Origin of the sequence: Catenovulum agarivorans DS-2 (assembly GCF_000568405.1) — a bacterium.
GTDB classification, from domain to species: domain Bacteria; phylum Pseudomonadota; class Gammaproteobacteria; order Enterobacterales; family Alteromonadaceae; genus Catenovulum; species Catenovulum agarivorans_A.
Map to the genome: position 1 here is coordinate 1 of NZ_ARZY01000027.1, position 26802 is coordinate 26802.

The following is a 26802-nucleotide window of genomic DNA, read 5'->3' on the forward strand; positions in this document are numbered from 1 at the left end:
CTTGCTGTTGCTGGCCATCTTGCTGTTGTTGTTGATTTTTCAGTTGCTCAGCAAGTGCTTTATTGTCTTGTGCTTTGCTAAAGTCTGGCTGACGTTTTATTGCTTGATCATAAGCTTTTATCGCCTCATCTAATTTACCTAACTGGGCGAGCGCATTACCCTTGTTATAAAAGGCATCCGCGCTATCGAGTTGGTTAAATTGCTCAATCGCTGCTTCTAAATTACCTTGTTTAAACAAAGCTGCGCCCTTGATTGCTGGATCATCGGCTAGTGCTGCTGCGTCTTGGTATTTTTGTTGTTGTAGCGCGGTCATCGCTTGTTGGTCATCATTTTTAAATAGCCTATCTATAACATTGGCGTAACTATCATTGGTATAACTGGCTGAGAAAATTAATAAACCAACTGCAAACAAACTTTGTTGGCGGGCAAACCACAAAAACAATGGCAGTGCGAGTACAGATAAAACGGCACCAAAGTCAAACCATTGATCACCGGTTATTTCGGTTTCTTCTTGCTTGGCATTTTTGTTTTGCCGTTGAATACTCTCGGTCACGTAGTTGATGTCACGATCGCTTGTGGTCAGTCTGTGATAATGACCAGAGACGCTTTTTGCCAGAGTGGTTAACTTAGATTCGTTGAGTTTAGGAATAACAATACTGCCTGAGCTATCTTTCAATAATTCGCCTGATTGCAGTTTGATTGGCGCGCCAGTTGGTGTACCAACACCAAAAATCACCAGCGTATATTCGGTATTGTTCAAATAACGGCTGACATCTTCAAACTCTAATTGACTGACATGATCTGTAAACCAGTATATTTCACCTTTAAGATGACCGGCATTTTTTAACAGCTCTATTGCCTCTATAACACCTAAACCTGCATCACTGCCCATGACTGGCATAATTTCGGGTTGCAAACTTGGTAGCAAAGCAGCAACATTTTTGCTGTCTGGTGTGAGTGGACTAATGGTAAACGCATCTCCAGCATAAGCGACTAACCCTAGCTCGCCTTCGGTTATCTGGCGTGATAAGTCAATTGCTTTAAATCTTGCTTGGGTTAGGCGATCGGGTTTTAAATCTTCAGAGCGCATAGACATTGATAAATCAAACAATATTACTCGGCCAATGTCGGCACTAAAGACTGGTTGGGGACGTTTCTCCCAAGCTGGCCCAGCTAATGCTAACACAATTACTGACCACAACAGTATCAGGCTATACAAAGGAAATTGTTTCACTTGATTACTGTTAGATATCAATTTCGTTGCTAGATGAGCAGGAATAAATTTATGCCAACTCGATTGTACCAACTGGTGTTGTTTTAGATACCAAGCCAATGCTATACAAGGCAAAAGTGCAATTAACCACTCAGGGCGTAAAAAATGAAAGTCGTCCATTATTTAACTCCTTGAGATTTTGTTAAAAATTTACCGCCCAGCTGCGAGGTAAACTGCAATAGCATGGGGGTTATAGATAACAATACAGTTAAGATAAAAGCTATGGTTAATGGCCAATAGAATAAACTGGTTTGTGGTCTTAACTGAATTGCCTCTTCACTAACTGGTTCGAGTTTATCAAGTTCAGCATAAATCTTACTCAGCTCTTGAGCATCACGCGCTCGAAAATATAGCCCGCCTGTTTCTTGAGCAATTTGATTGAGGGTACTTTCGTCTAAATCAGCCGAGGGGTTGCGTTTTTGGTAGCCAAAGAACCCTTTAACTAGCATTTCGTCGGCCCCAACACCTATAGTATATATTTTGATTCCTTCACTTTTAGCCAATTGCAATGCTTCTGATGGCTGCAAATTCCCTGAAGTATTTTGTCCGTCGGTTAACAAAATTAAAATTTTATTGCTGTTTTCTTTTTGCGAAAAACGTTTCGCTGCTAACCCTATTGCATCACCAATGGCGGTCTTATCGCCCACTAAACCTATGATACTTTCGTCTAACATTTGCGCGACTGTGTTCAAATCGCGCGTTAGCGGGGTTTGCAAATAAGCGGTGTCGGCAAACAGAATTAAACCAAGTCGATCACCTAATCTACGCTGAATAAAGTCTTTTAATACATATTTTGTCATATCTAGGCGATTCACTCTTTGCTGATTAATCACCATGTCGTCCATTTCCATCGAACCTGATAGGTCGACGGCTAACATAATATCACGCCCTTCAGCTGGCAAAGTGATGGGGTCACCTACCCAAACGGGTTGGCTTGCGGATGCCAACAAACATAACCAAATTAACCACGCTGTGATGCTTTTATAAATCGATTTTTTGCCATCGGCTATTGGCTGTTGGCTTAGGCTATGTTTTGATAAAAAGGGTGCCTTTAACCTAGCGCCCTCTAATTTACTGTTTTTGCTGAAAAATTTTCCAACTAACCAAGGTAATGGCAAGAGTAAAAATATCCATGGCCACTGAACTTCAAACATCTCGGGCTCCATTTTTACGACTGATTTGTTTCGCTAATTTAATTGCAGCAGCTTGTTGCTCAGCGGTCACTTCGGCTTGTGCATTGCCAGAATATTGTTGCGCGTATAAATCATTGAGGCTACAAAGCTCTTGTTTTTGCCACAGTTTGGCAGACTTATCACTATGATTAATCACTTGTGCTAACCAAAATTGATGCATTTTTTCTGCAGACAAACTCGCGACCTGCGTTCGGCCATAATAGTGAATCGCCAACTGTTTTAATAACACTGCTAGTTGTTGTGTTGATGAAGTGATTTTAAGTTGATGAATTACGCGTTTTTTATAAGCATTAAATTTAATTTGTTGGAAGACATACTTGCCAACCACCAATACTACAACTAATAGCAATAGAATGACCAGCCACCAGCCCCACGCAAGTGGCCACCAGCTAGCTTGTTCAGGCGTTTGTACATCTTTAAATGCTTCCATTAAATCATTTGGATTCATCTGAGTTGCACCTCTAACGGAACACCCGCACTCACATTGGTTGCAATGCATCGGCAACGTCTTAACCAAGCATCTTGTTGGGCTATCATATGTTGATATTCCGATTGATAACTTTGGGCGATTTTGTGGTCACCCAAGGTCACCACACCTTGCTCGCCATTATATTCAACTGGCAAAGTCATTCTGCCGGAAAATTTTGGCAGAGCTTGCTCCATTGGATCAAATATTCGATATGCCATTATTTCACAGTGCTGCGACAACAAAGTTAAATGTTTTGTTGCGGTTTCATTTAGATTGTGGAAATCGCTAATGATGATTATCAAACTGCCTGGACGTGCCAAACGGCGCAGACGCATACAAGTTTGAATAAAGTGTTGGTTGGTATCGTCGGACGAATTGTCGGTATTGTTGTTAACCTGAGTGTTCATTTGCTCAAGGTGATGCAAATAATGCAATACAGATGGTGTGCGTGCTTTTGGTTTTTGCTCTGCGTGTTGTTGTTCATTAAAAACAATTCCACCCAAGCGGTCGCCCATGCGGTTAACCGCCCAAGCCATTAATGATGCTAAATGACTAGCTTGTACCGACTTGAACAACAGCTGGCTACCAAACTGCATCGACTCAGATAAATCAGTAACAATAAATACTGGGCGCTCACGTTCTTCGCGGAATAGTTTGGTATGAGTTGTATTGGTTCTGGCCGTTACCCGCCAGTCAATCATACGTATGTCATCACCCGGCTGGTAATGACGTACTTCATCAAATTCCATACCGCGACCTTTATGAGCCGAAACATATTGGCCTGACAAGCGCGCTTGTAAGCCGTATTTAGGAGATAGATCGAGCAAACCAGTTTTACTACGATAATGCAGCAACTCAGGCATAGATACACTAACCCCGTCGGCCGAAATGGATTTTAGCCAATCTAAATGTATCGCTGACATAACTTTAAGCAACAGCCACTAGTTGTAATATTTTATCTAAAACGTCATTTGCTTTGACGCCATCCGCTTCTGCTTCATAGGTTAATACTAAGCGGTGACGCAGCACATTATGAAATACGGCCTGAACATCTTCTGGCGTAACAAAATCTCGGCCAGCCAACCAAGCTTTGGCGCGTGCACATCGGTCTAACGAAATAGTTGCACGAGGCGATGCACCAAATCCAAGCCAGCTGGCTAGTTGTGCATCATATTTTGCGGGTTGGCGAGTCGCGACAATCAAATCAACAATGTATTGTTCAATTGCATCAGCCATATGAATGCTGAGTACAGCTTCACGTGCTGCAAAAATATCTTGTTGCGATAGCTTTTCTGTTAAATTAGTTGATTTGCTCAGTGCTTCACCACGGGTTAAGCGTAAAATTTGTTGCTCAACTTCTGCCCCTGGGTAATCAATTTCTAAATGCATTAAAAAGCGGTCTAGTTGTGCTTCTGGTAAAGGGTAGGTACCTTCTTGTTCCAGAGGATTTTGTGTCGCCATAACCAAGAATAAATCTGGTAGCGCATAAGTTTTTTTACCAACGGTAATTTGTTGTTCTGCCATTGCCTCTAATAGGGCTGATTGAACTTTAGCGGGTGCACGGTTTATTTCGTCTGCCAATACCAAGTTATGGAATAATGGCCCTGGCTGAAATACAAAAGAACCATCTTCTGGGCGGTATATATCTGTACCCGTTAAATCAGCTGGAAGCAGGTCAGGGGTAAATTGTACACGATGGAAATTACCATCAACACCTTTGGCCAATGCGTTAATTGCACGGGTTTTAGCAAGCCCAGGCGGGCCTTCAACCAATATGTGACCGTTTGCAAGCAATGCAATTAACATACTTTCAGTCAATTCTGGTTGACCGATTACTTGAGTGTCTAAATAGCTTTTTAGCTGGTTAAATTGTTCTGCCGGCATAATTTGTTCTTATTTGTTTATAATCTGAGGCGAAGCTCAGGTTAGTTAATTCATTCTCCGAGCACGTGTGACTCGAACCTGTCAAAAAAGTTCATCATTAGTATTTAAACTAGTTGTAAATAGCCTCTAGAATGCAAGTTGTTATCCAGAGCTCAGGTTAAATATGTAGGGGTAAAAATGTATAATTCAATGCTTTTAAAGCACAAAGGGGTAATAAATTGTTAACAGGTCTGACGGCGCAAATATCAGAAAACTGTAGAGGAATTGTTTTGGGGTCAATGCCAGGGCAAGTTTCGCTGAGTCAAGTTCAATATTATGCTCACCCCAGAAATAGCTTTTGGCCTATCATGCAAAATTATTTTTCGTTTAATCCATCCAATAGCTACCAACAGAATGTTGTTCAGTTGAATACATCCGGCCTTGGATTATGGGATGTTATTGCGCATTGCCAACGGCAGGGTAGTTTAGATTCAAGCATAGTAGCTGCAAGTATTCAAACAAACGCTTTTACTCAGCTGTTTAGCCAATATTCGCAAATCCAGCATGTTTTTCTAAATGGTCAGAAGGCTGCTCAGTTGTTTGAAAAGAAAGTTCTGAAGCAACTTCAACCTGAAATAAACTTGAGTATATACAAGTTACCGTCTACTAGTCCTGCAAACGCTACGATGACATTTGCAGAAAAACAGCAAGCTTGGCATCAAGCATTGTCTGATGCCAATTTTTGACAATGTAGTGAAGTCTGCTTTAGTCTGCTAAAGCGTCTGCTTTGCCAACGGTTATTAAATCTTTAATTAAACGCTGGAATTCGTCATTTGCTTTGTTTTCGGGTGAACGATGCCAGCAAACTTGCATCATTGCCAAGAATTGGCTGACATTTGGTTCGCTTTTGCCAACTACCCAATTGTGGTAAGTTGCCCGTGATACTTTAGCTGCTTGGTATAAATCTCGTTGTGCCAAGCCTACCGCTTTGCGGGTTGTTTCTATTTGTTTTCCACTAAAAAATTTGTCCATAATATCCAACTACTACTCTTATTTAAACTTGGACCTATACCCAACTAACATACTGACCAGATGTTTTTTGGGCATGACTTCAAAATACCATCTATAAAAAGCTTGTTTATATTTGGTTTTTAAATTCCTATCGGTATCTTTATATCACGTAAAATAAGGGGATAAAAGCCGTTATCAGAATTTTTGCAACTGATAAGATCAGTTGCTGTGTGTGTTTCAAGTGCATTCGGACAAAGCTTGTTTCAATTCTGCGTATTGAAATGAAAACCCTTGGTCAGTTAAATGCTTAGGTATAACAGCTTGGCCTGTCAATAAAAGATCTGACATTTCGCCAAAAATGCCAACCAGTAGCCATTTCGGTGTGCGGAATACACATGGCCTAGATAAAACACTAGCCAGCGTTTGGCTGAACACTTGATTACTGACTGGATTAGGCGAGGTTAAGTTGATTGGACCTTGACACTGGTTATTGTGGATTAAAAATTTTATTGCATCGACGTGGTCATCGATATGTATCCATGACATCATTTGCTCACCGCTACCCATAGGGCCGCCTAATCCAAACTTAAAAGCTGGCAGCATTTTAGCTAAGGCTCCGCCGTGAGCACTTAAAACGATCCCTGTTCGAATGACACACACTCTAGTGAACTTCTGGCAACTTAGCGCTATCTGTTCCCATTTTGAACACACCTGATGGGTAAATTCATTGTTAATCTGCTGGTGGCTTTCATCTACTTGAACTCCTTGCGGTTGCCGGCCATAAAAGCCTATTGCTGAACCAGAAATAAACACTTGCGGTTTTTCGTTAGCTTGCTCAATTAAGTTGACCAGTTGCTGAGTAATTTTCCAACGGCTTTGGCAAATTTTGTCTTTTTGCGATTGAGACCAACGCTTGTCTGCAATTGGCTCACCCGCGAGATTAATCACAACGGTAAATTTAAACTCGCTGGCTTGAGGTAAATGACTGATTACCCGTACACTCGCACCAAACATTTGTTTAGCTTTTGTAGGCGCTCGGGTTAAAACTGTTATGTTGTAGTCGGTGTTTTGTGCAGCATGTGATTCACTGAGTAAACTTGCAATAAGTGCTCGACCAATTAATCCTGTACCGCCGGTTATCAACATATTCATAACTCACTCCTGAATAAGCGCCTAACAATTAACCTAGCCGTTAAGTATAGGTTACTTTTCGCAGCTGAGTGTCAACGATACTGAATCAGCAAACCTAAGGGCATAGGGTTTATCAATTTCAACTTCTGCATATTTAACCCATGCATGTTCACTGGCAATTTCTAATACATCAGCAGTTAATTTCTCCAGCAAATAAAAGCGGTTGTTTTCAACATGCTGAATAACTTTTTTAGTAATACTGCGGTAATTTAGCGCGTCATCCATGTTATCACTCTGCGCAGCTTGGACGGCACAATATTGAATTTTTGCGTTGACCACGACATCTTGTTTATTTTGTATTTCTTCATCTTTGATACCAATAAAGGTGCGTAGCCTTAAATTTTTTATTTTTATCGTGGCAAGATGTGGTTGGTTACTCATTTGTTTTCCTTGATTTATTCGTTATTTGTTTTCAATATACACACAATATAACGAATTCTAGTGAAGAATGGATCATCTATATGTCTGTTACCCATCATCCGGTATTTCGAGTTTTTATTGTACTCGCGTCTCTCGTGGTTATTTTGGCTGGCATCAAAGCATCGCAACAACTGCTGGTTCCTTTTATTTTATCTATTTTTATTGCGATTGTGTGTCAGCCGTTAATTACGCTACTTGAAGGTATTAAAGTGCCAAAGTGGGCCGGGGTTTCATTGGTGGTCGCGCTTATTATCACCTTAGGTTTTTCGTTAGCCAGTTTGGTGGGGCAATCGATTAATGACTTTAGTAAAGATTTACCCATGTATAAAACCAAACTACAAGGTGAACTATTTTGGTTAACCGAGCAACTGGCTTCGGTCAATATTCATCTTAACAAAGAACAAATCGCCAAACATTTTGACCCCGGTGCGGCGATGTCGTTGGCAACCAATATGTTGTCTGGTTTAGGTAACACACTAGCCAATGTGTTTTTAATTCTGTTAACGACCGTTTTTATGCTGTTTGAAGCAGACACAGCTCATAAAAAACTCTATCTGATGTGGGATGAGCCTGCTAAGCACATTGATAAAATTGATGAGTTCCTACACTCAGTTAATAACTATTTGGCCATTAAAACAATCGTCAGTATTGGCACTGGTCTGTTGGCTGGCAGTTTGTGCTGGTTAATAGGGGTGGACTATTTTGTACTGTGGGGTGTGTTAGCTTTTTTATTCAACTATATCCCAAATATAGGTTCGATAATTGCGGCAATTCCAGCGGTTTTGTTGGCTTTAGTGCAAATCAGCCCAAGTGCAGCGCTAGGGTTAGCGATAGGTTACATTGTTATAAATACGGTTATGGGCAATGTGATTGAACCTAAGTTCATGGGCAAAGGCTTAGGGCTTTCCACTCTGGTTGTGTTTTTAAGTTTAATTTTTTGGGGATGGTTATTAGGTACTGTGGGGATGTTGTTGTCTGTACTATTGACCATGGTCGTTAAAATAGCCGCCGACTCATCTGAATCCGCGCACTGGTTGGCTGTGCTGCTTTCAAACCAAACCGAAGTGGAGGAGGAAGCTGAATCGCAGCAGATATTTGATGCGGAAGATGTTGAAAAGTAACTTATTAATTTTCAACTAAGCCGCCATCGATAAATTGCCATCGCAATTTCTCAATTAATTTCTGTTTGGCGATGGCACCCGCTTGGGTATATTGGCTTTTACCAGCATCAAATTTAACCCGTTTGCGTAGCTTCTTTTGTTTAGACCAGCTAATTAACAATGCATCGTAATTTTCGGGTGATAAAGCCACACCAGATAAAAACGCGTTAAGGCCTTTGGCCGAGTCGAGTTGCCAGTCACCTAAGTTTTGATCAAATGCACTTGCACCGTTAAACATATTTGAAAGATTTTTTACTTGGCTAACATTCCAATGACTAATATCTCCATTGAATGAAATTGCATCACGGAACATGCCATTGGTTTTGCTTACCTTCGAAAGTATAGGGGCGTCGCTTGCTGATACATTCAAATGTTTGCATCCCCAGAATGCCGCGCCCATAGAACGCCATTGAATGTCTCCCCATTGCTCAATGTCGATAATTTTATCTTTATCTACTCCCGGTGCGTCACCATTTCGAATGCCATTGTCAAAGTGAATTTGTGGAAACTTTCCCCAAATTTTTATCCGATAAATACCAGGTTGTGTATACAGATGCGTGGCTAGGTGTTTGGCGTTTTTATCGCCCGCTTTGATTGGTGCATCTTGCCAGTGTTCAACTGTACCATCTCCCCAATCTACTTTATAATCATAACCATCTCCCCAAGTGGGTAGGGTGATTGTGGTATTTGCTTGTTCTATTTTCCATTTACTTATAAAAGGGCGGAAGTTTGATTGCTCGCTATCAGCTACATTGGCTGGGTGCGCTATTGCGATATTGTTTAGCCAGCAAAGCAGGGTGAATAGGCATATAAATGCATAATTTAATAATGTGTTTTTCGTTGAGTGGGGCATAAATTTGGCCAATTGCTAAAAAAGCCTTAACCAAATTATGGTTAAGGCTTAAAATTTAAAGCTTAATTTTTTGTTAGTCTTCTACACGCTCAATCACGACATTGTCGATTTCAAGTACACGTAAGTCATTACCTACGTATAAATCCCAACGACCATCAAAGTTATCTAAATCGTCAACATTTGCATAATCGGCACCCGTTGCTAAATCATTTAGTGCTTGCAGCGTCATGCCCGTGTAGGTATGTTCATACTTAACCCACTCACCGCTAACATCAAGTTGGTGGTCGAATTGTTGGTAAGCCTGAACTCGACAGCATGAACCATTCGGGCGTAGATCCGTTTTCATGTCTATACGCATGCTAACGTCAACTGGCTCAGGTTTTCCATCGGTTACACGGACCCAGTACGAAACTTTCCAAGTTTGGTTTGGATCTTTTAACGACTCCATGATGCCAAATCCACCAGGTCTTAATGGTGAATAAACTTGGTTATTACCCAAAATTGCTTTTGTACCCGTTTCTAACTTAAGCGAGTGACCTAAACCTGGGCCATTGCCCTCACTTGCAACCGCTGAAATTTTGGTGTCAAATTTAGGGTTCCAAACAGACCAATTTTTCAACTCTCCAGCACTGTTTAAAATAATTGCACCATTATTCCCTGTATTGTCACCATTTTCAGTGGTTACTTCACCACTACACATTAAGTTTTCTGTGACATTAACCGTAACAAACTGGTCTTGTTCACCTGCATAGTTTTTAAGGTCAAATGCAACGGTAAATTGTGAACCGACTTGAGCGTTTTCATTCACAACAATGCGATGTGGTCGGTCGTTTCCATCAGCGCTATCCAATAAGTGTAAATCAGCAGCAGTGCTGTCACTAGCCGAAGTAAACGCAATACTTGTACCAAACTCTTTACCCGGCTCAACTACCGCAACAGGTGTAATATCAACAAAGTTACAGCGTGCTACACTAATTTGATATTGCCCAGCTTGCTCGGTTAATAAATTGCCAGCACTATCTTTTACTTCAATACGTGCTAGGTTTTCTACCACGGGCGGTAAGGTAATATTGAGTTCAACAGAGTCTGTCACCGTTGGGTAGTTTTTAGAGGTTGCTGTAACCGTCACAGTACCAACAGTTAAACCGGTTAGAATACCGTTTTCGTCAACAGTTGCGCTGCCAGTTCCATTGGTTACTGACCAATCGAACGCGCTATATGCAATGGCTTGTGGTATGACAACAGTTGGGGTAGGTGTTAAAGCTAATTGCACAGTACCTGACGTGCCCTCGGGTGCAACATACAGCTCATCTGTTGGTTGAAGGGCAATCGCAGACAGAGGCTCTGCAATAATAATTTCAACGTCGTCTGTGGTTAAGCCATTGTATGTGGTTGAAAGAGTCGCGGTACCCGCAACATCACCTTGAATCACTGTTGGCTGACCTTCTGTTTCAACGACTGTCGCTGAGCCAGTTTTATTGGTAATCGTCCAATTGAAATCACTGGTTGATATCTGAGTTAAAATATCAGCTTCTGGTTCCAAGGTGAATTCAGGTGTCGCGGTTGAGTTTAGTTCAACGTACAAGGGTGAAGCAATGCTAAAACCAGTGACAGGATTTTCTACTTCAACATTCGCTTCAACAACAGCTAATTCAGGGTATCTGTTACTGGTAATTTGAATAACAGCACTGCCTTCTTTAACACCTTCAACTCGGTTATTAGTCAGTATCGCGACTTCGGTTGGTTGACCCGAACCATCTACAACTTCAATAGAAAAGTCATCTAATCTGAGTGGCGCAGCTGTATCAGGTTGCTGAATTAACTGTATGCCTTTAGATTTCTCCATTGCAACGTTAATTTGGTTGAGGCTAAAGCTTTCTAGTGGGCTATATACAGTTACATCTAAGCTTTGCGGTTCATAGTTCGCATGGCTAGCGGTAACGGTTGCTTGACCTAAACCAGTACCGGTAATTACACCATTGTCTACGGTAAAGACAGTTTCATCACTTGATTCCCATGTAAATTCGCTAGCAGCTAGCGCGACATAGTCATCGCCAGCAAAAGACATTAAAACGTTAGACTCTTCACCGATTACCGCTTCATGACCAACGTCATTGGCAGTTCCAGGTGTTTGTAGCAAAGCAAAACTTTCGGGCTCATCTGCTTGGCTGACAACATCAAGCTGAATTGTGCGTAAATTAGGGTTGGCTGCTATTTCTTCATCAGTGCAACGAACAGGGTGGCCTTTCATTTCTGCACAATCAAATTTAAAACCATTATCAACCCAATAGCTAAAGGTTAAACGAGTTACAACATTAGCGCCATCAATTAGGTTGTCTAACCCATGGCGGTCAATACTTAAGGTTTGGCCGTTTAAGCGGATGCTTCGATCGCTATTTGGAATGGTTACAATTTCGCCTGTTTCAGGATCCGTCGCAACAACTTGCATGTTTTTAATAGAGATGTTTTCTCTATCTACGCCACCAAAATCGTTTATATCCGCTAATAGGTCGATTTGATAATAGCGCTCTGGAGAATCATCTGTTTTAACATCGGTAATTTGCCCTAGCTCATAGGTACCTTGGGCGGCTAAATTTAATGCTGAGCCGTCGCGTTGTGGGTCATACCCATCCTCAACACATCCGGCTAATGAGGCGGTAATTATACCGCATACAATACTTGTTTTTAGTAAGTGTTTGTTCATCTTACTGCTCCAATTTTTTAACTTAGAATGACGCTCGGATGCCTAAACGGAAAGTTCGGCCTGATTTGCTTTTACTAACAACTTTGTTTTTGGAAACTGGATTGTCGAAGAAGTTACCTTCGTTCCATAAATTGCCATTGATGTCAGTGTAGCGACGGCTGGTCATGAATACTGTTCTGTCGTCATCCGTTATGTTGGTTGCTTGGAAAGTTACGGTTAGATTGCGATTTATTCGATAAGACGAGCTAAAATCTAGTCGGTTGGTGGCATCTAACCATGTAGATGCAAAACCGTTAAACGCAAGTTCATCAACTAACTGTTCTGAATTGTATCTGTCGGCCAGTCGCAGCATTAGGCCATCTTGTTCCCAGAAAACGGTTAAGTTGGCAGAATGTCTTGGTGTGAAAGGTTGAGGGTACGGATCAAATACCTCACCATCTTCGTCGACAATCGCTTCATTCTCTGAATGTGAGTAGGTGTAGTTAAAGTTAACGCCCAAACCTGACAGTAAACCCGGTAAAAAGTCATAGTTTTGTGTATAAGCAAACTCAAGTCCCTTAGTTACGGAGCCTGTACCATTTACCACAGTGTTGACTAGGTATTTTGCACAACTGACGTCAACAGGGTTTGCGTCCATATTGTTGACTGCATTGCGAACTGGCATACAGTTGTGTTCGTCACCTGGCACAGCTCCAGTATCCGGATCAATTAAGATTGATTCAATGCTGGCAACACCTGGGATCCTTGTTGAATCTAAATTAATTTCACCATTTTCATCCGTTTCGTATTCAAGGCGGTCATTGCGAATATCACGAATGTAATAGTTTTTGTTGATATTTTGTACAAATCCTGTCATGTCTTTATAAAACAGCGCACCTGACAACAATCCCGTATCGCTGAAGTACCATTCAAGTGATAAATCTAGGTTTTTCGACTCGAGTGGTTTGAGATATGGGTTTAGCACGTCACCAGTTGAGACACTGGCAAAAATATCTTCTCGTAAAACCCCGCTAGGGCGCATGTCGTCAAAGCGAGGGCGAGCCATGGTTTTAGACAAACCTAAACGACCAATTAAATCGCGCGATATTGCATAGTTGAGGCTTAAGCTTGGCAATAAAACGGTTGATTCATTTTGCGCTGATGCTCTAAAGAAACGGCTTTGAGCTTGTGGATCACGCATACCATTTGCTTGAATAGTTTGCGAGTTGGTTGATCTATCTGACCAAATTCTAAAGTTTACGCCGCTGCCATCAGCTACAGCTCGCGAGGTAATAGGATCGTTGCGTAAAATGTCGTAACCATCCACACCATATGCAACTTGTAGTTTATATCTTTCGTTATCACTAACTAATAAAGCTGGGTCTACATAGCGCTGACCATTTTGAGCAATGGTGATGTCTTGAATGGTTAAATCTGCAATTTCTTCGCCGTTTGCATCGACACCATTGTCCATTTCATAAAATAAGTAGGGGTCAGAACAAGTGCCCGGAGCAGGTAAATCACCATATTGTTCAACGCCGTCGGGTGAAACTGCATCACTATGCAGTCTGTCATTATATAAATAATCACATATAGGTAGGCTGCCATCTGCTAGTCTTTGTTCACCAATTATTTGGTGCAAATCGATGGCATTGGTTCCGCCATTGTAGTTTATGCTTTGAAATGCTCGTGATGTATCTTTAGTTTTGACATAACGTAAACCAATATTACCGGTTAACCTACCTTGATCTAATTCAAAATTAAGTTTGGTATACAAGGCTGTGTTGGTTTGAGTGATGTCACGCGAAGCACCAGGATTTTTTCTAAATCTTAACTCAGATAAAGGCACTACTTCACCTGATTGCATTAATTCAAATACTAGCATTGGGTCTACCACACCCCAGCCGTCTTTAAAGTAGTTGTATGTTGTTGGGTCGGTGACAATACCTTTCATAAAATCGTTAACTGGAAAGGCTTGATTGGTTAATAAGTCTTCATAGTTAACATTAAATTCGGCATCTATTTCTAACTCTTCGTCAAATTCATCGTTTAAGCTAGAGCCAAGCGAAATGACTCTGTTTTCAGAAGTTAAGAATTTTTCTCGTTCAGACCATTTTCCACCAAACTCAAGACTACGAATGTAGTCACCGTCTAGTGTCCAATCAAAATCTAAAAATACGGATTTGTTGGTATCAGAACTCTCACCGCTCATTAAGCGAGTGGTCGCAAGATTAAATAATTCAGGATCTCTGATGTTTGCATGGCCAGCTGAACTACCAAGGATATCGCGTTCAGAGGTAATAAAGTGGTCATAGTAACCGTCACTCATCACAAAGTTACAAATTGGCCCTTGCGTACAATCGAAACCTGTTGGTTGCAAACTGACTGTGTTGTCTGCGGCGTTGTCAGGAAGATCTTCTGCTAGTGGCGTGTCTTTGTATGTGCCGGCACGAGTGTCTAACAATACAAAAGCTGAAGGTAGAGTTTCTGCTTCAGTATTTGAATAACCTAACATTATGTCAGCTTTAAAGTTGTCGGTCACGAAGTGACTTATGTTAAGTGACGCGACTTTATTTTCGGTGTCACGACCACCTAATTGACGAGTGATTTTTGTGCGACCATGACGTTCTAAATTTCTTGTTAGCACATTGCCGTCTATTGTGTGCCATTGTGCCTGAGGGTCCGTTATAAGGTTGTTGTTGTCGTTTGCTCTTTGTTGAACCTGAATATTATTATTGTCGATATTCACAACTTGGTTTGAGTAGTTCAGGTCTAACATAACCTCAGTATCGTCGGTTGGCAAAAACTGTAAACCTAAGGTTGCAGTTTTACGCTCGCGCTTATTCATATTTAAGCGGTAATAACCAAAGTTATGGGTGAGTGGACTTAATTCAGTATCCGCTTCAATATCATCACTGTCGGAAATATCACTATAAACTAGACCTGTTTTTGCGTCTGTTACATTGCTAGCTAGTATTCGAGTTCTGTCTTGGCGAGTACTCCAGTTAACATCGTATTGGTCTTGACGTGTACTCATGGTTTCGGTCGTCGCGGTAAAAATAACCCCAAACCTATCATCTAAAAATTTGTCTGAGTAGCTACCTGATATACGTTCGTCAGTCTCGCCATTATATTGATTGTGGCGAGCTTCAACATTTAATGTCCGACGGCCATTTCGCAAACGTAGTGGTCTAACTGTTCTAAGCACAACGTTTGCGCCCAATGAGCCTTCATCTTGGTCTGCTGATGCTGTTTTTTGCACATCAATAGAGGATAAAATATCCGATGAAAACGTGCTTAAATCGACACTTTGTTCCGATGATGCATTTCCAATGTCACCGCTGGCACCACTGGTTAATGCAACACCATTCATAGATATTTGATTCAAGTTGGCATTGGTACCACGTACCGCTATACGTGAGCCTTCGCCATCTTCTTCTTGTACTGAGATGCCTGTTACACGTGAAAGTGCATCTGCGATATTTTGGTCGGTTGATTTACCAACATCTTCAGCGTGGATTGAATCTAATACACCTGAACTATTTCGTTTGGCGTTGATTGATTTGATTAAACTACCGCGAAAGCCAGTTACTTCAATGACTTCTGTTTCACTTTCTTCGGCTTTTTTCGACGTTTCTTCAGCAGAAATAGCTGGCAAACTGATACAGGCAGCCAGTATTCCAGCTGAAACTGCCGTTAACTTAAAGTTGTGTTTCATCTGGTTTCTCCAGGTTTTTTGTGTTTCATTTTTAAAAGTGGCACGTTACCATACATATGATGTATTCGTTTTTCAAGGTCGGTTTTTGCAAGTATGTTAATAATGTTGTTGATATATTGATTTTAATTGCTAATAAAGAGATATATTAGGGCGGTTTTAGCTTGAGCTCGAACAGGCTAATGGTCGTATTTTGAAGGTTTTGTTAGCTGAAAAAGTAAGTGAGTCGAAAATGGTTAAACAATTTACAAGGCGAGATGCATTAAAACTAACTGTTGCAGGCGCCGTCATTAGCAGTGTCGGCTGTGCAGGCCGTATTAGCGACCAACAACAAGTAGTCGCCAATAAGTTGCATGCACCAATGCTAGATAAATGGGCAAATACGCCAAACCGCCCTTGGATTGGCGGAGAATATTGGGCTAACCCAATGGAAGACTGGCATATTGTCGATGGTGGAGCTGAATGTAAAAATTCTGGTGGCAATCGCAGTATTCATTCCCTCACTCATAGGCTAACTGACGCTAGCCAAGCATTTAGTGTTAGTGTGGTTATTCAGCAAATCTACAAAGGTAAAAAAGATGCGGGTGCAGGTATCCGGTTAGGAGTGAACAACGAGATCAACGAATACCGCAGTAGTTGTTTTGTTCAGCGAGGGTTGGATATTGGCGTTTTAGACAATCAGCTGTCAGTTGCAGGTAAAAAAACGCCTTTGGACATCAATGTAGACAAACAACCAGTCAAATTGGATGTGACAGCAACACCTCAATATGGTGCGGTTCTTTTATCGGTTAGCGCGAGTGTTGTGAAAGAGCAAACTGCGACAGAACAAGTTATCGGCCAGTACACACATTTAGCACCCGCCAGCGAAGTATTGGGCAATGTTGCCATAGTCAGTAATTTTGGTATGAGTTCAAAGCCTGGTCAGCAGGCAGGCAAATATAGGTTTAGCAATTGGCAATTATCGGGTGATGCGTTTGAGGTTAACCCTCAGCGCAAATTTGGCCCTTTGTTGTGGGCAATGTATTCACTAAGCGATTCTCGTAGCAGTGAAGGTTTCGTGATGAAAATGAGTGCTTTTACGGGGCCAATGGGTAACACTGGCAATGACGAAGTTGAGCTACAAATTAAACGAAATGGTCAGTGGCGAAAGGCTGCAACGGCTAAACTAGATAGCGATGCGTGGGTTGCTAATTTTCGCATAGCTAAATGGCAAGAAAAATTATCACATGAATATCGAGTGCTCTATCAAGAAAAACATAAAGACGGCACGACAACTGAAGATGTTTATTCAGGTATTATTCGGGCCAATCCGGTTGGCAGGCCGCTGCGTATGGCTGCACTTACCTGCCAAAATGATTATAGTTTTCCGTACGCGCCTGTTGCTGAAAATGTTAAAAAGCTTAATCCTGATTTAGTGTTTTTTTCGGGCGATCAAATTTATGAAAGCCATGGGGGCTTTGGTATTGTTCGAACTCCTTTTGAGCCAGCGATACAAAATTATTTACGCAAATTTTATCAGTTTGGTTGGGCGTTTAGAGAAGTTATGCGCGATGCGCCAACTATTTGCTTGCCAGACGATCACGATGTTTTTCAAGGCAATTTATGGGGGGAGGGTGGCTTAGCCAAAAAGAACCCAGAACAAGATATGTCTGCGTCTTTCACCGGTGGATATATAGAGCCTGTTCGATTTGTAAATGCGGTACATCGAACTACTGTCAGCCACCATCCTGATGCATTTGATCCAACACCTAATCCAAGTGGGATCTCATGTTACTACGGTGACATGGTATATGGCGACGTTGGTTTTGCAATCTTGGCGGATAGGCAATGGAAATCTGGCCCTGAGCAAGCGGGAGTAGTGGTTGGCGAAACTGGTGTAGATGAAGATCCTAACTTTATTAATCCCGCGATCAACCCAAAAAAACCGGTGCTATTAGGCAAACGTCAAGAGGACTTTTTAGCACAATGGGGACAAGATTGGCGCGGGCATAAATTAAAAGCCGTTTTAAGCCAAACCGTTTTTGCTGGTATATCAACTCATCAACCATCACCACAACGCTATTTAAAATATGATTTCGACAGCAGTGGCTGGCCAAGCCCAGCGCGTAATCGAGCGGTTGCAATAATGCGCGAATCCAAAGCATTACATATTTGTGGTGACACCCATTTAACCTCTTTAGCGCTATATGGTGTTAACCAGCAACGAGACAGCAATTGGTCGTTCTGTACACCTGCTATTTCTGCTGGTTGGCCACGCTGGTGGTTGCCTGATCAAATGGGCATACCGCATAACAATCGCCCAAAACATGGTTTGGAGCAAACCGGCGAGTTTATAGATGCTTTTGGCAACAAAATGTATGTGTATGCGGTGGGGGTGCCAGAAGAAGGACAGTCAAAAAACCGTTATGTTAGAGCACATGAAAAAGGCAGTGGTTTTGGTTTTATCATTTTTGACACCGAGCAATTCACCTACACGTTGTCGGCATTTAAATATCTAATTGATGTAACTGATGGTAACAGTAACAATCAATTTTCTGGCTGGCCGGTGACCATTCATCAAGAAGAAAATATCGGCAAAAATAGATTGAGCTAGAGTAATTTTTTCTGCTGTTTTAATTTGTATATGATATGCTACATATTATAGTGTTATATATGTGGTTTGGGTGTGTTATGGGTATTGTAAAAATTTCTGATGAGCTGCATGAAGAAGTCAGAAAAAACAGCGCAGTAATGGAAAGATCAATTAATTCGCAAGCAGAGTTTTGGATGAAAATTGGCCGAATGGCTGAACAAAATCCTACGTTGACTTATGAGCAAATTATCGAAAGAGAGAAGAAAAAACAAAACATAACAACGATGAAGCTCATAAATGAATAGTATCCATATTAAAACAGCAGAAGAAGCAAAGCTGATGCGCACTTCAGGCCAACTGTTGGCAACAGTGTTTGATGCGTTAGATGGCTTTATTCAGGTGGGTAAATCGACATTAGAAATCAATGATTTTGTTGAAGACGTTATTGTAAATAAATTACAAGCAAGGCCAGCTAGTAAAGGGCAGTATGACTACAAATATGTACTCAATTGCTCGATAAACGAAGTCGTGTGCCATGGCGTACCAACACCCGCAAGAAAATTGAAGAGCGGAGATATCGTGAATATCGATATTACCCTTGAAAAGAATGGCTTCATCGCTGATAGCAGTAAAATGTATTGTATCGGCAAGGTTACCCCTGTTGCTAAAAAGCTAGTAGATATAACATATCACGCGATGTGGAAGGGGATTCAAGTGGTTAAGCCAAACGCGACTACTGGTGATATCGGCCACGCAATACAGAGTTATGTTGAAAAGTATGGCTATAGTGTTGTTCGGGAATATTGCGGGCATGGTATTGGTCGCGAAATGCACGAAGCGCCACAAATTCTCCATTATGGCTCACCAGCAACTGGTGTTGTGTTAAAAGAGGGCATGGTATTTACCATCGAGCCTATGATTAACCAAGGAACGCATAAAACCAAAACTAAAAAAGACGGTTGGACTGTTGTGACGCGCGATAAAAAATTGTCAGCGCAATGGGAGCACACCATTTTAGTGACCTCGAACGGTTTTGAAGTGCTAACGCTGCGGGAAGGTGAGCTTAATCCAACAATTTGAAGCGAGACTTCAAATTGTTGGATTCGTTAAGGCTCGTTTCGACCTACTATATAAACTAGTTACCAGTTGAAACGCTACTTCCAATGGAAACTTTGTTTAGCGTAACGCTTTCACCATTTGGCCAAACTACCTTGATGTTATCCACTTTTTCGCAACCACCTAAACCAAAGTGTAAGCGGGTATTAAGCATTTGATGAAAGCCATCACCACTTGAACCAACAACCTGAGCCCAAGTGGTGTTACAAGCTGAAACCTCAACTCGTGCACCATTGGGTTGGGCGTGGTGTTTGGGTGAAGTGGTAACATTTACCGCAACATAATTACCCAATTGAGTTTTTGGCAGTTGATTTTGTGCTAAATACCAGCGGCCACGTTCATTGCCATAAACAAGATCTAAGCGGCCATCTTGGTCGTAGTCTATTATGCTGACACCTACGCCTGTCGCACCAATTTCTTCCGAGGTTAAACCTGCGTTTGAATGTTTCGTAAAACTTTGACCTTGGTTGTTTATCAATACAAAGTGTTCTACTGGTTTAGCCATGTTGCCATATGGGGTAACGGCTAAATCAACAAAACCATCATTGTTAAAATCACCAGCGGCAGCACTGGTGGTTTGCTCTGGAATATCAATACCCATTTTGGCTGTTACATCGACAAATCGACCGCCTTGGTTTTCCAACAATACAGCTGGCATCAATTTACGTTTAATTTCGCTTGGGTGTGATACGACATTTTTAACAACAGCCGCTAAGCGAGATTTTACATAACCACCAATGCGCCATTTGCCGTCGCCTAAATAGCCGATATGCATGCCTTTCATATCTTTTAGATCTATATTTTGTGGCCAACCTTTTGCGTCTTCTGGCTTCACAGTTAGGTTAGTGCCTGGGTGGTGTCCGCCTTTATCACCTACTACTGTGCGTTTTTCACCGAGCTGAATGTCGTATGTGGCATAGGTTTCTTGGATGTTTTCAAGTACCAAATTTTCCCCTTCAACTTCAATTTCGTCAAACATAAAAGTATTGCGGAAGACAAAAAAGGCGAAATTGTTGTTTTCGGCATCATAGTAGGCTTCTTTTTCAAATTGGTAAGCACTGCGGTTTAAAAATAAGTCAAAGTCGCCATCATTGTCGTAGTCAATTTCTGTGATGTTGTTTACAAATTTGATTTTGGCTAATTCGCCTAAGATATCCGTGGTTGCGTCTACAAAGGTACCGTCTCCTTGACCAACAGAAAGGGTCATGTCTCGGCCACCAAAAGTTAATATGTCAGTATTACCGTCGTTATTAATGTCGGTTGAAATGGTTTTGACCGACAGTGGATCATTTGCAATGGTTAGGGTTATTGGTGCTACAAACTGGCTTTTTTCATTTTTGTATAACTGGTTGGTGGTTAAGTTTTTTGCTTTTCTTGGGGCAAAACCTGTTACAAATAAATCGAGCTGACCATCTTTGTTAGAGTCGATAAATTTAATTGATCGACCACGGCTAAAATTGAAATGGTTGAACACGCCCAAATCTTCAATGCTTCTGTCTTTTCCAATGGAAAAATATGCGGGCTGGCGTGGGTTACCACCATCACCACCACCTTGGGCCACAACAATGTTCATATTGCCATCGCCATCGTAATCAGCAACGCCCAAACCATGAGTGTCGCCTTTAACAAGGGTTGATGGTTGGGTAAATTTGCCTTGCTCATTCCAATAAATAAGTGCGTTTGCACCGTGTTGAGTGGTCACAACATCTTGCCAACCATCTTGGTCTAAATCGGCAATCACAGCTGAGCCCCATTTGCGATTTAGCACATCTCCAAAAGGGATTACACCATGGGTTTTTTTGAACAGCGTGGTATTGTCTGGCTTGGATATATTGAGTGAGTCGGTATCTGATTGAGCACAACTGGCCAAACCCAATGTAAGGCTACTGCTGAGTGCCAAAAGTACAGTGTTAATTTTAAATGTTTTAACCATTGTGCTGTTCCTCTGTTAGTGCAATTATTGGTAATAAAAAGTTAAACGTAGTATGTTTGTAATGTTAAAGCTTAATGGATGCATACTGCAACCAGATAAAAGGTAAATTTTATGTAAATATCTATAATAGATATTTTAGCAGTGTAAGCTTTATTCACCACAAAAAAGAAACATAACTTAAGTTGCACGACGAGGACTTTATGAACAAACCTATGAAAACAGGCCCCGCAAAATGGGTATGTGCTGCATTGACGATAGGCGCTGCTGTTATCACTGCATCTTGCTCGAATACAGCAAATGAAAATAATACCGCTCAAGCAGCCGTGAACCACGCCAACAAAACGGCACAGTCAATAGCGCTAACGCCAGTGCCAGCTGAAACACAGCTAAAGTGGATAGATGAAGCGCTAAAGACCGGAACGGATCTAACCAGTTATGGCCAGCTTGAAACTTTATTTGTTAAAGACAGAGAGTTTGGCAATATTGGATTTTTTGAGCATAAACTGGGTGAAGCGCCGGTTAGAGAGCGCACGCTCTACGCGGATGAAGTGTTTAATGCAGACACCGACAATACCAAAGATGTGCAAACAGCAGTTAGATGGGCAGGGCGTCCAGACAAAAAAACTGGCAAAGCATATGGTTTGGTAACGCTTTTGCCGGCCAAAAATGGCCAAAATAGATTTAGCCTTTCGGCCATCGAAATGTCATCCAACATCAAGTTTCAAGTACATCCAGATGTTATTATTGAGATGCGTGGCGTTAAAGAAGACAACAAATATAGGGCCTCTACATTGTTTGCTATTGGCCGCAGTCGTGGACCAAACAATTTATTGCAAGCACGAACAGAAAACGTAGAAATTACCTCAACTGACCCCAACCGTAATTTCACAATAGATGCTAGAACCAATATGCCACACAATTACGGTTCAATGAGCAATGCTTATGGTGGTATTGTCAATTTAACTCGTGCTGTACCGGTCGGTATTTATTATGCGAAAAACTTTAAAGTGTCGAATATGACAATTTTGGATAATCACACTGAATCTGTAACCATACAAATTGCGTCTGACCGAGACTATAAAGACGGTGCTTACGCTTATAGATTTGGTCGTAAACCTGTGTTTCTGAAAGATAGATATCAAAAGAACAAAGATGGTAAAAATAAGCCTATGGGTAAGGCGAATATCCCATTGCCGATGGACGATGATGGTAATTTTGTTGATGAAACAGGGCAAATTATTCCGGATATGTTCGCGATTCAACGCAATCCAACATACGGCCGTACACCGATAAAAGGCACAGTTAAAAATATTAAATCCATCAACGCTCATACTGGTTATGGCACGGTGCAGGTATACGGTGGTGATTGGATTGAGATCGACAATATTGAATCATTTAATGGTATTGGTGTTCGTGTTGAGGCTGGCAATGGTACCAATAGAGACAACTCAAACCGAGCAGGACCATACCTTACGTCAGCAAACAAGATAAAAATTTCGAATGTTAAAGTCGTCAATGGCTTTACCGGTGTCTGGTTAAAAACGCACGCTAAAGTGATGAAAGATATTCATGTTCACAACGTTGAAGCGATTGACAGTGGTACAGCTCTACTAATTGGTAAAGGCTCTTTTGCCTGTAAAAATAAATGTCGGGATTTAACGCGTGGGCGCATAAATGATTTAAAAATTACTGGCGACATTGTTCTACGTCAAACCAAATTTGACAAGCCTGTTGCTGAAGTAGGTAATTTGGCCACTTATATGATTAACGACTTTAACCGTGCGTATTTAGCCAAGCAAAACGGCAAGTCGATTGATAATTTAGGTAGGGGTGATTTGCAAACTAAAAGAATTGCCAATTTGAGAAAGTTAACTGATGCACAAAAGGCTGCGATCACCCCAGATGATTTTGACAACCCTTCTGGTAGCCGCTGGTATACGATTTTCCCAACAGCGCCTGTGTTATTGTTTAATCAATATTCAGCGACTGAAGTGGGTGACCAATCGCCATTTGTCGGTTATTTCCCTGTAGATTTAAGCCAAGCGAATATTGTGTCGGATGGTTTACCTAATGCAGATGTTAAGGTGTTATACCGTAGTGATATGCGTTTACCGAATGGCGAACCAGCAACTGATTTTATCAATAAATAATTATTGTGGTGCAGCTGCGGTACTACTGCAGCTGCAACTGTTTACGGCCATTAATTGTTTTTGAACGGATTATAAATATATTGTTCGTAACTGCGGTCGATATTTCTAATATATTTATTATTAAACTTAAACAACTTGCGCTGTTCCATATTCACACTTGCGATAGCTTGCAGGAAATGTTGCTGCCACAACTTTTGTAGGCTGCCATCTTCATACGCTAGTTTTAAGCCATACTCTACGCGTGCCATTTTTCCAATATTTTTATTACCCATAAAATAGAATCTAGGGAGTGGGTAATACAGGAGAATTTTGTCGTCTATGCTCAGGCCTTCAACATGTTTAAAATTTTGTATTGCGGTGGTGATTTGTGAAGCGCCAATTGGAAAAAAATTACCTCGTTCTGCAGCAACCATGTGAAATAGCCCTTCAATGTACTTGCCAGTATGCACTTTAAATCCATTGTCTTTTAGTATGTCTGTATCCAACCAGCCTTTGCCCTGAATCATTGAATAAGTCATTAATTCTTCTCGGCTCGAAATAGTGTAGCCGCGAGATTTTAGATCGCTTGATACGAGTGGTATTCGATAACCAATTATGCCCAATAGCACTGGGAAATTGGCATGCGAAAGTTGCTCAACATATTCTTTATTAACCGAGTCAACAAAAATAAAGTTCTCTTTTGACTGAGCGTTCGCTTCAATTATAAAACGGCTAGGGGGCACTGGTTCGTCGGTGACCTTGAGCTTATATGGTCCGTAGTCCGCAGTTGTTTTGTCTAACGCAAGTTTAAGCGCTTGATACTCATAACTGTCTTGGGTTTTGTGTTCGTAGGAAGCTTGCAGAGTATAGGTGGTATTTGCAGACGCTGTGAAAGTAGACAACATAGCAACAAGGGTTAACACAGATTTAAGCATAGAATAACCTTTACATTTGGGTGTTTTCAGTTGAGTAATTATCAACCTGTTTGTAAATTTACCTAAACATCATATGTTTTGCAATGTTTTATTTTGTGTTAATGAGATGTGTTGTTCTAGACGAAGAGAATAAAGCCCCAATACGGGGCTTATAGTTGGATTAAACACTAGGACCTGTTTAGTTCCATCGGCTATTTGGGCAAGTTGACATGCCATAATAGTTACAAACACGGCTTGAGGATGTCGTGCTATCAATTGTTTGATGGTGCGGGCTAGGAAAGCCTGAAGTATTTAAGTTGTGAATAATTACCTCAAAGTTGTATTCTTCACCCTGAACATTTTTATCTATTACTCCGCCTAGAGATGGGCCTAAATATATTTGCCCTTGTTTAGGCCATTGCGCATTTGTAGGTAAACACACGCGGTTACAGGCTGGGTTCATTAACTCAAAATAATCTAGTTGATCTTGTTTTAAGTGTGCATTGGTTCCGTAGTTAGCGGTAACGTTGTAAATATCCGATTTTTCAAACGAACCCGGTTTTAAGCCATGAATGCGGTATACCTCATTTAAACAACGTGGGATGTCGGTAATACGTGAAGCCCAGCGGGTACCGCCGTTTCCGCGCGCATATGGTGTTTGTGCACAGCCATTGCCAATTTCAGCTTCTACAGCCGCTTTCCAACTGTTACGAGTATGGCTTTCATTTGCTGGGCTAAATAACTCAACAAAACCTTTGTCGACACGTACTGCAAAACCACAACCATTAGACTCGACGCCATTTACTTCTACGGCGCCATTTTCCATAAAGTGTGGACCAAACATTACTGCAGCTAAACCATCGGTGCAGCTTATGTTTTGCGCATAGATGTCTCGAATACCACCTTGTTTGAGGTTTTTCATGACCAGGTTGTCTGTTTCCATGCGAAGTGTGATACCACCTTCACCATCTAGATCTCTAAACAGAATATTATCAGCGCCATAGGTTTGTACTACTCCATAACCAAAGAGCGCATTTCTTTGAGTTACTTTTTCAATTATGCCGTTATGAGGCCAATACAGATTATTACCTCGTCTAGTTACGCCAACTAAAAATGATGCAAATATGGTTTTGTTGTCTTCAATTTTAAAGTTAGATATTTTGAAGTTATCGATATCGCCTAGGTTGAATACCGCTAAATTAGGATCGTTAGACTGGCGAAAATCTACGGTGAAACCGTTATTGCGCCCAACAACACTGAAGTTTTCAACTTTAGGCTCCCCAAAGGTACCGACTTCAAATATTCTGTGGTTGCGGCCATCGTTGTTTGGCGTTGGATAAATTGTTGCACCATTGGCGATCTCGATATGGACATTAGAGCGCACATGAACATTTAAAAAGTAATAATCGCCAGCGGGAATAAATAATTTCCCCCCTTTCGGTTTAGCGCTGATCTCATCAATAGCTTGTTGTAGTTTGGCGCTATCGTCATTGTTATCTGAGTTATTAACACCAAAGTGATTGACTAGATTATATGAAACGCTGTATTGGGTTGGTGCTGTGTAGAAGTCACTGTCAGATATATTTGCAGGGCCAGAATTGCCGCCCGAACCAGCAGGTTGACCTGTTATTTTCAACTCATTTAAACCAACTTCTTGCCCACTAGCAGCCTGAAATAATACACGCATTCTGCTGGTTGTATAATTGTTGGGGATCGGAAATGCTGGATCAAAATCAGTTGAATTGTGTGCCCGCCAGTTGCCTATATCTTGCCACTGGCCATTTTCCCAACCTTGAACTTTCCAGCGAGAAACCGAATACGGGTAACTGTTATCTTCCAAAAAAGACACATCGAAATCACTGTGTTGACTGCCAAAATCAAACTCCAACCATACGTTTGAGTTTGTGCCACGGGCATTGGCGCTGGCTTCGTTGTTTAAATTATCATCAAAAGCTTTAGCGTAATTAACCTTCCAGCTGTCGCTTTTTGCCGAAAAGGTTGTTGGGTTTGCAAGACCCGCTGCATTAACTTGTGTGCTCAATGCAAATGCACAGACTAGGGTACCTACTACCAAGGGTTGTCGGTTCTTCATATAAATCCTCAAATTGTGTTGTGTAAAGTGCTTTGTGGTGACTGGCAGAATATTCCATTACAGCCAGTTAACAAAAATGCTACATCAGTTTATTTACTAGGTCAATAAAGATGTTATGTATTTAAATGTAGTATGTAATGGTTGGGTGGAATGGGAAAAAAACCAACCAGTATGTGTAGTTGTAGCTACACATAAAGGTTGGTGAACACATAGGG

General features: G+C 41.3%; 20 protein-coding genes. 6 read left to right on the forward strand and 14 right to left on the reverse strand.

The genetic code is table 11. The annotated features are described in order from the left end of the window. The 5 genes from DS2_RS13530 to DS2_RS13550 form a co-directional block, all read right to left on the reverse strand. Window positions 1-1393, reverse strand: a 1393-nt coding sequence (locus tag DS2_RS13530; RefSeq protein ID WP_035015365.1) for a tetratricopeptide repeat protein, incomplete at its 3' end; no start/stop codon positions are given. After that, on the reverse strand, window positions 1393-2427 hold the full coding sequence (locus DS2_RS13535; protein WP_035015366.1) for a vWA domain-containing protein: 1035 nt from the start codon (window positions 2425-2427) through the stop codon (window positions 1393-1395). The genes DS2_RS13530 and DS2_RS13535, both read right to left, overlap by 1 nt. Further along, window positions 2420-2914 carry a DUF4381 domain-containing protein gene (locus DS2_RS13540; RefSeq protein ID WP_035015367.1) on the reverse strand — a complete coding sequence of 165 codons (495 nt, stop codon included), beginning with the start codon at window positions 2912-2914 and terminating at the stop codon, window positions 2420-2422. Before DS2_RS13540 ends, DS2_RS13535 begins: the two co-directional genes overlap by 8 nt. Further along, window positions 2911-3858, reverse strand: coding sequence for a DUF58 domain-containing protein (locus DS2_RS13545; protein ID WP_035015368.1), 948 nt, complete (start codon window positions 3856-3858; stop codon window positions 2911-2913). The genes DS2_RS13540 and DS2_RS13545 overlap by 4 nt, the downstream gene beginning before the upstream one ends. 4 nt (window positions 3859-3862) lie before the next feature. Then, window positions 3863-4819: an AAA family ATPase gene (locus tag DS2_RS13550; RefSeq protein ID WP_035015369.1), complete on the reverse strand. Its 957-nt coding sequence runs from the start codon at window positions 4817-4819 to the stop codon at window positions 3863-3865. 218 nt (window positions 4820-5037) lie between these two features. Between DS2_RS13550 and DS2_RS13555 the strand changes: the two genes are divergently transcribed. Next, a complete protein-coding gene (locus DS2_RS13555) occupies window positions 5038-5544 on the forward strand; it encodes a DNA-deoxyinosine glycosylase (RefSeq protein WP_051479877.1) in 507 nt (168 codons plus the stop codon). Window positions 5545-5563: 19 nt separating this feature from the next. On the opposite strand, the gene DS2_RS13560 is transcribed toward DS2_RS13555, so the two are convergent. The 3 genes from DS2_RS13560 to folX all read right to left on the reverse strand — a co-directional run bounded on the left by DS2_RS13560 (window position 5564) and on the right by folX (window position 7381). Next, window positions 5564-5830 carry a helix-turn-helix domain-containing protein gene (locus tag DS2_RS13560; RefSeq protein WP_035015370.1) on the reverse strand — a complete coding sequence of 89 codons (267 nt, stop codon included), beginning with the start codon at window positions 5828-5830 and terminating at the stop codon, window positions 5564-5566. Between the two features lie 216 nt (window positions 5831-6046). Then, window positions 6047-6961 carry a TIGR01777 family oxidoreductase gene (locus DS2_RS13565; RefSeq protein WP_035015371.1) on the reverse strand — a complete coding sequence of 305 codons (915 nt, stop codon included), beginning with the start codon at window positions 6959-6961 and terminating at the stop codon, window positions 6047-6049. Window positions 6962-7012: 51 nt separating this feature from the next. Next, complete coding sequence (gene folX, locus DS2_RS13570) at window positions 7013-7381, reverse strand: dihydroneopterin triphosphate 2'-epimerase (RefSeq protein WP_035015372.1); 369 nt, start codon at window positions 7379-7381, stop codon at window positions 7013-7015. A gap of 80 nt (window positions 7382-7461) precedes the next feature. Here folX and DS2_RS13575 point away from each other — a divergent pair, with 80 nt between their 5' ends. Continuing rightward, window positions 7462-8541 carry an AI-2E family transporter gene (locus DS2_RS13575; protein ID WP_035015373.1) on the forward strand — a complete coding sequence of 360 codons (1080 nt, stop codon included), beginning with the start codon at window positions 7462-7464 and terminating at the stop codon, window positions 8539-8541. Between the two features lie 4 nt (window positions 8542-8545). Here the strand turns inward: DS2_RS13575 and DS2_RS13580 are convergent, their stop codons facing one another. The 3 genes from DS2_RS13580 to DS2_RS13590 all read right to left on the reverse strand — a co-directional run bounded on the left by DS2_RS13580 (window position 8546) and on the right by DS2_RS13590 (window position 15834). Further along, entirely contained in the window at window positions 8546-9433 is an 888-nt protein-coding gene (locus DS2_RS13580) for a BspA family leucine-rich repeat surface protein (protein WP_035015374.1), read from the reverse strand. Between the two features lie 73 nt (window positions 9434-9506). Next, window positions 9507-12137, reverse strand: a complete 2631-nt coding sequence (locus DS2_RS13585) for an Ig-like domain-containing protein (RefSeq protein WP_035015375.1) — start codon at window positions 12135-12137, stop codon at window positions 9507-9509. A 22-nt stretch (window positions 12138-12159) separates the two neighbouring features. Then, on the reverse strand, window positions 12160-15834 hold the full coding sequence (locus tag DS2_RS13590) for a TonB-dependent receptor (protein ID WP_035015376.1): 3675 nt from the start codon (window positions 15832-15834) through the stop codon (window positions 12160-12162). Window positions 15835-16063: 229 nt separating this feature from the next. Here DS2_RS13590 and DS2_RS13595 point away from each other — a divergent pair, with 229 nt between their 5' ends. The 3 genes from DS2_RS13595 (at window position 16064) to map (ending at window position 19483) form a co-directional block, all read left to right on the forward strand. Next, complete coding sequence (locus DS2_RS13595) at window positions 16064-18424, forward strand: alkaline phosphatase D family protein (RefSeq protein ID WP_035015401.1); 2361 nt, start codon at window positions 16064-16066, stop codon at window positions 18422-18424. Window positions 18425-18501: 77 nt separating this feature from the next. Then, complete coding sequence (locus DS2_RS13600; protein WP_035015402.1) at window positions 18502-18708, forward strand: ParD-like family protein; 207 nt, start codon at window positions 18502-18504, stop codon at window positions 18706-18708. Next, window positions 18701-19483 (forward strand): type I methionyl aminopeptidase, encoded by a 783-nt coding sequence (map, locus tag DS2_RS13605; protein WP_035015377.1) that lies wholly within the window; start codon window positions 18701-18703, stop codon window positions 19481-19483. Before DS2_RS13600 ends, map begins: the two co-directional genes overlap by 8 nt. Window positions 19484-19538: 55 nt before the next feature. Here the strand turns inward: map and DS2_RS13610 are convergent, their stop codons facing one another. Then, on the reverse strand, window positions 19539-21452 hold the full coding sequence (locus tag DS2_RS13610) for a CRTAC1 family protein (RefSeq protein WP_035015378.1): 1914 nt from the start codon (window positions 21450-21452) through the stop codon (window positions 19539-19541). A gap of 200 nt (window positions 21453-21652) precedes the next feature. On the opposite strand from DS2_RS13610, the gene DS2_RS13615 reads away from it, so the two are divergent. Then, a complete protein-coding gene (locus DS2_RS13615; RefSeq protein WP_035015379.1) occupies window positions 21653-23602 on the forward strand; it encodes a hypothetical protein in 1950 nt (649 codons plus the stop codon). A 50-nt stretch (window positions 23603-23652) separates the two neighbouring features. On the opposite strand, the gene DS2_RS13620 is transcribed toward DS2_RS13615, so the two are convergent. Both DS2_RS13620 and DS2_RS13625 read right to left on the reverse strand, forming a co-directional pair. After that, the gene (locus DS2_RS13620) at window positions 23653-24516 is read right to left on the reverse strand and encodes a hypothetical protein (protein ID WP_051479878.1); all 864 of its coding nucleotides are present in this window, start codon (window positions 24514-24516) and stop codon (window positions 23653-23655) included. A gap of 178 nt (window positions 24517-24694) precedes the next feature. Beyond that, window positions 24695-26587, reverse strand: a complete 1893-nt coding sequence (locus DS2_RS13625; protein ID WP_051479879.1) for a hypothetical protein — start codon at window positions 26585-26587, stop codon at window positions 24695-24697. Between the last annotated feature and the right edge of the window lie 215 nt (window positions 26588-26802).

Coding starts and splice junctions, on each gene's coding strand:
- DS2_RS13535 (WP_035015366.1), bottom strand. CDS start 2,427: ATGTTTGAAGTTCAGTGGCCATGGATATTTTTACTCTTGCCATTACCT.
- DS2_RS13540 (WP_035015367.1), bottom strand. CDS start 2,914: ATGAATCCAAATGATTTAATGGAAGCATTTAAAGATGTACAAACGCCT.
- DS2_RS13545 (WP_035015368.1), bottom strand. CDS start 3,858: ATGTCAGCGATACATTTAGATTGGCTAAAATCCATTTCGGCCGACGGG.
- DS2_RS13550 (WP_035015369.1), bottom strand. CDS start 4,819: ATGCCGGCAGAACAATTTAACCAGCTAAAAAGCTATTTAGACACTCAA.
- DS2_RS13560 (WP_035015370.1), bottom strand. CDS start 5,830: ATGGACAAATTTTTTAGTGGAAAACAAATAGAAACAACCCGCAAAGCG.
- DS2_RS13565 (WP_035015371.1), bottom strand. CDS start 6,961: ATGAATATGTTGATAACCGGCGGTACAGGATTAATTGGTCGAGCACTT.
- folX (WP_035015372.1), bottom strand. CDS start 7,381: ATGAGTAACCAACCACATCTTGCCACGATAAAAATAAAAAATTTAAGG.
- DS2_RS13575 (WP_035015373.1), top strand. CDS start 7,462: ATGTCTGTTACCCATCATCCGGTATTTCGAGTTTTTATTGTACTCGCG.
- DS2_RS13580 (WP_035015374.1), bottom strand. CDS start 9,433: ATGCCCCACTCAACGAAAAACACATTATTAAATTATGCATTTATATGC.
- DS2_RS13585 (WP_035015375.1), bottom strand. CDS start 12,137: ATGAACAAACACTTACTAAAAACAAGTATTGTATGCGGTATAATTACC.
- DS2_RS13590 (WP_035015376.1), bottom strand. CDS start 15,834: ATGAAACACAACTTTAAGTTAACGGCAGTTTCAGCTGGAATACTGGCT.
- DS2_RS13595 (WP_035015401.1), top strand. CDS start 16,064: ATGGTTAAACAATTTACAAGGCGAGATGCATTAAAACTAACTGTTGCA.
- DS2_RS13600 (WP_035015402.1), top strand. CDS start 18,502: ATGGGTATTGTAAAAATTTCTGATGAGCTGCATGAAGAAGTCAGAAAA.
- map (WP_035015377.1), top strand. CDS start 18,701: ATGAATAGTATCCATATTAAAACAGCAGAAGAAGCAAAGCTGATGCGC.
- DS2_RS13610 (WP_035015378.1), bottom strand. CDS start 21,452: ATGGTTAAAACATTTAAAATTAACACTGTACTTTTGGCACTCAGCAGT.
- DS2_RS13615 (WP_035015379.1), top strand. CDS start 21,653: ATGAACAAACCTATGAAAACAGGCCCCGCAAAATGGGTATGTGCTGCA.
- DS2_RS13620 (WP_051479878.1), bottom strand. CDS start 24,516: ATGCTTAAATCTGTGTTAACCCTTGTTGCTATGTTGTCTACTTTCACA.
- DS2_RS13625 (WP_051479879.1), bottom strand. CDS start 26,587: ATGAAGAACCGACAACCCTTGGTAGTAGGTACCCTAGTCTGTGCATTT.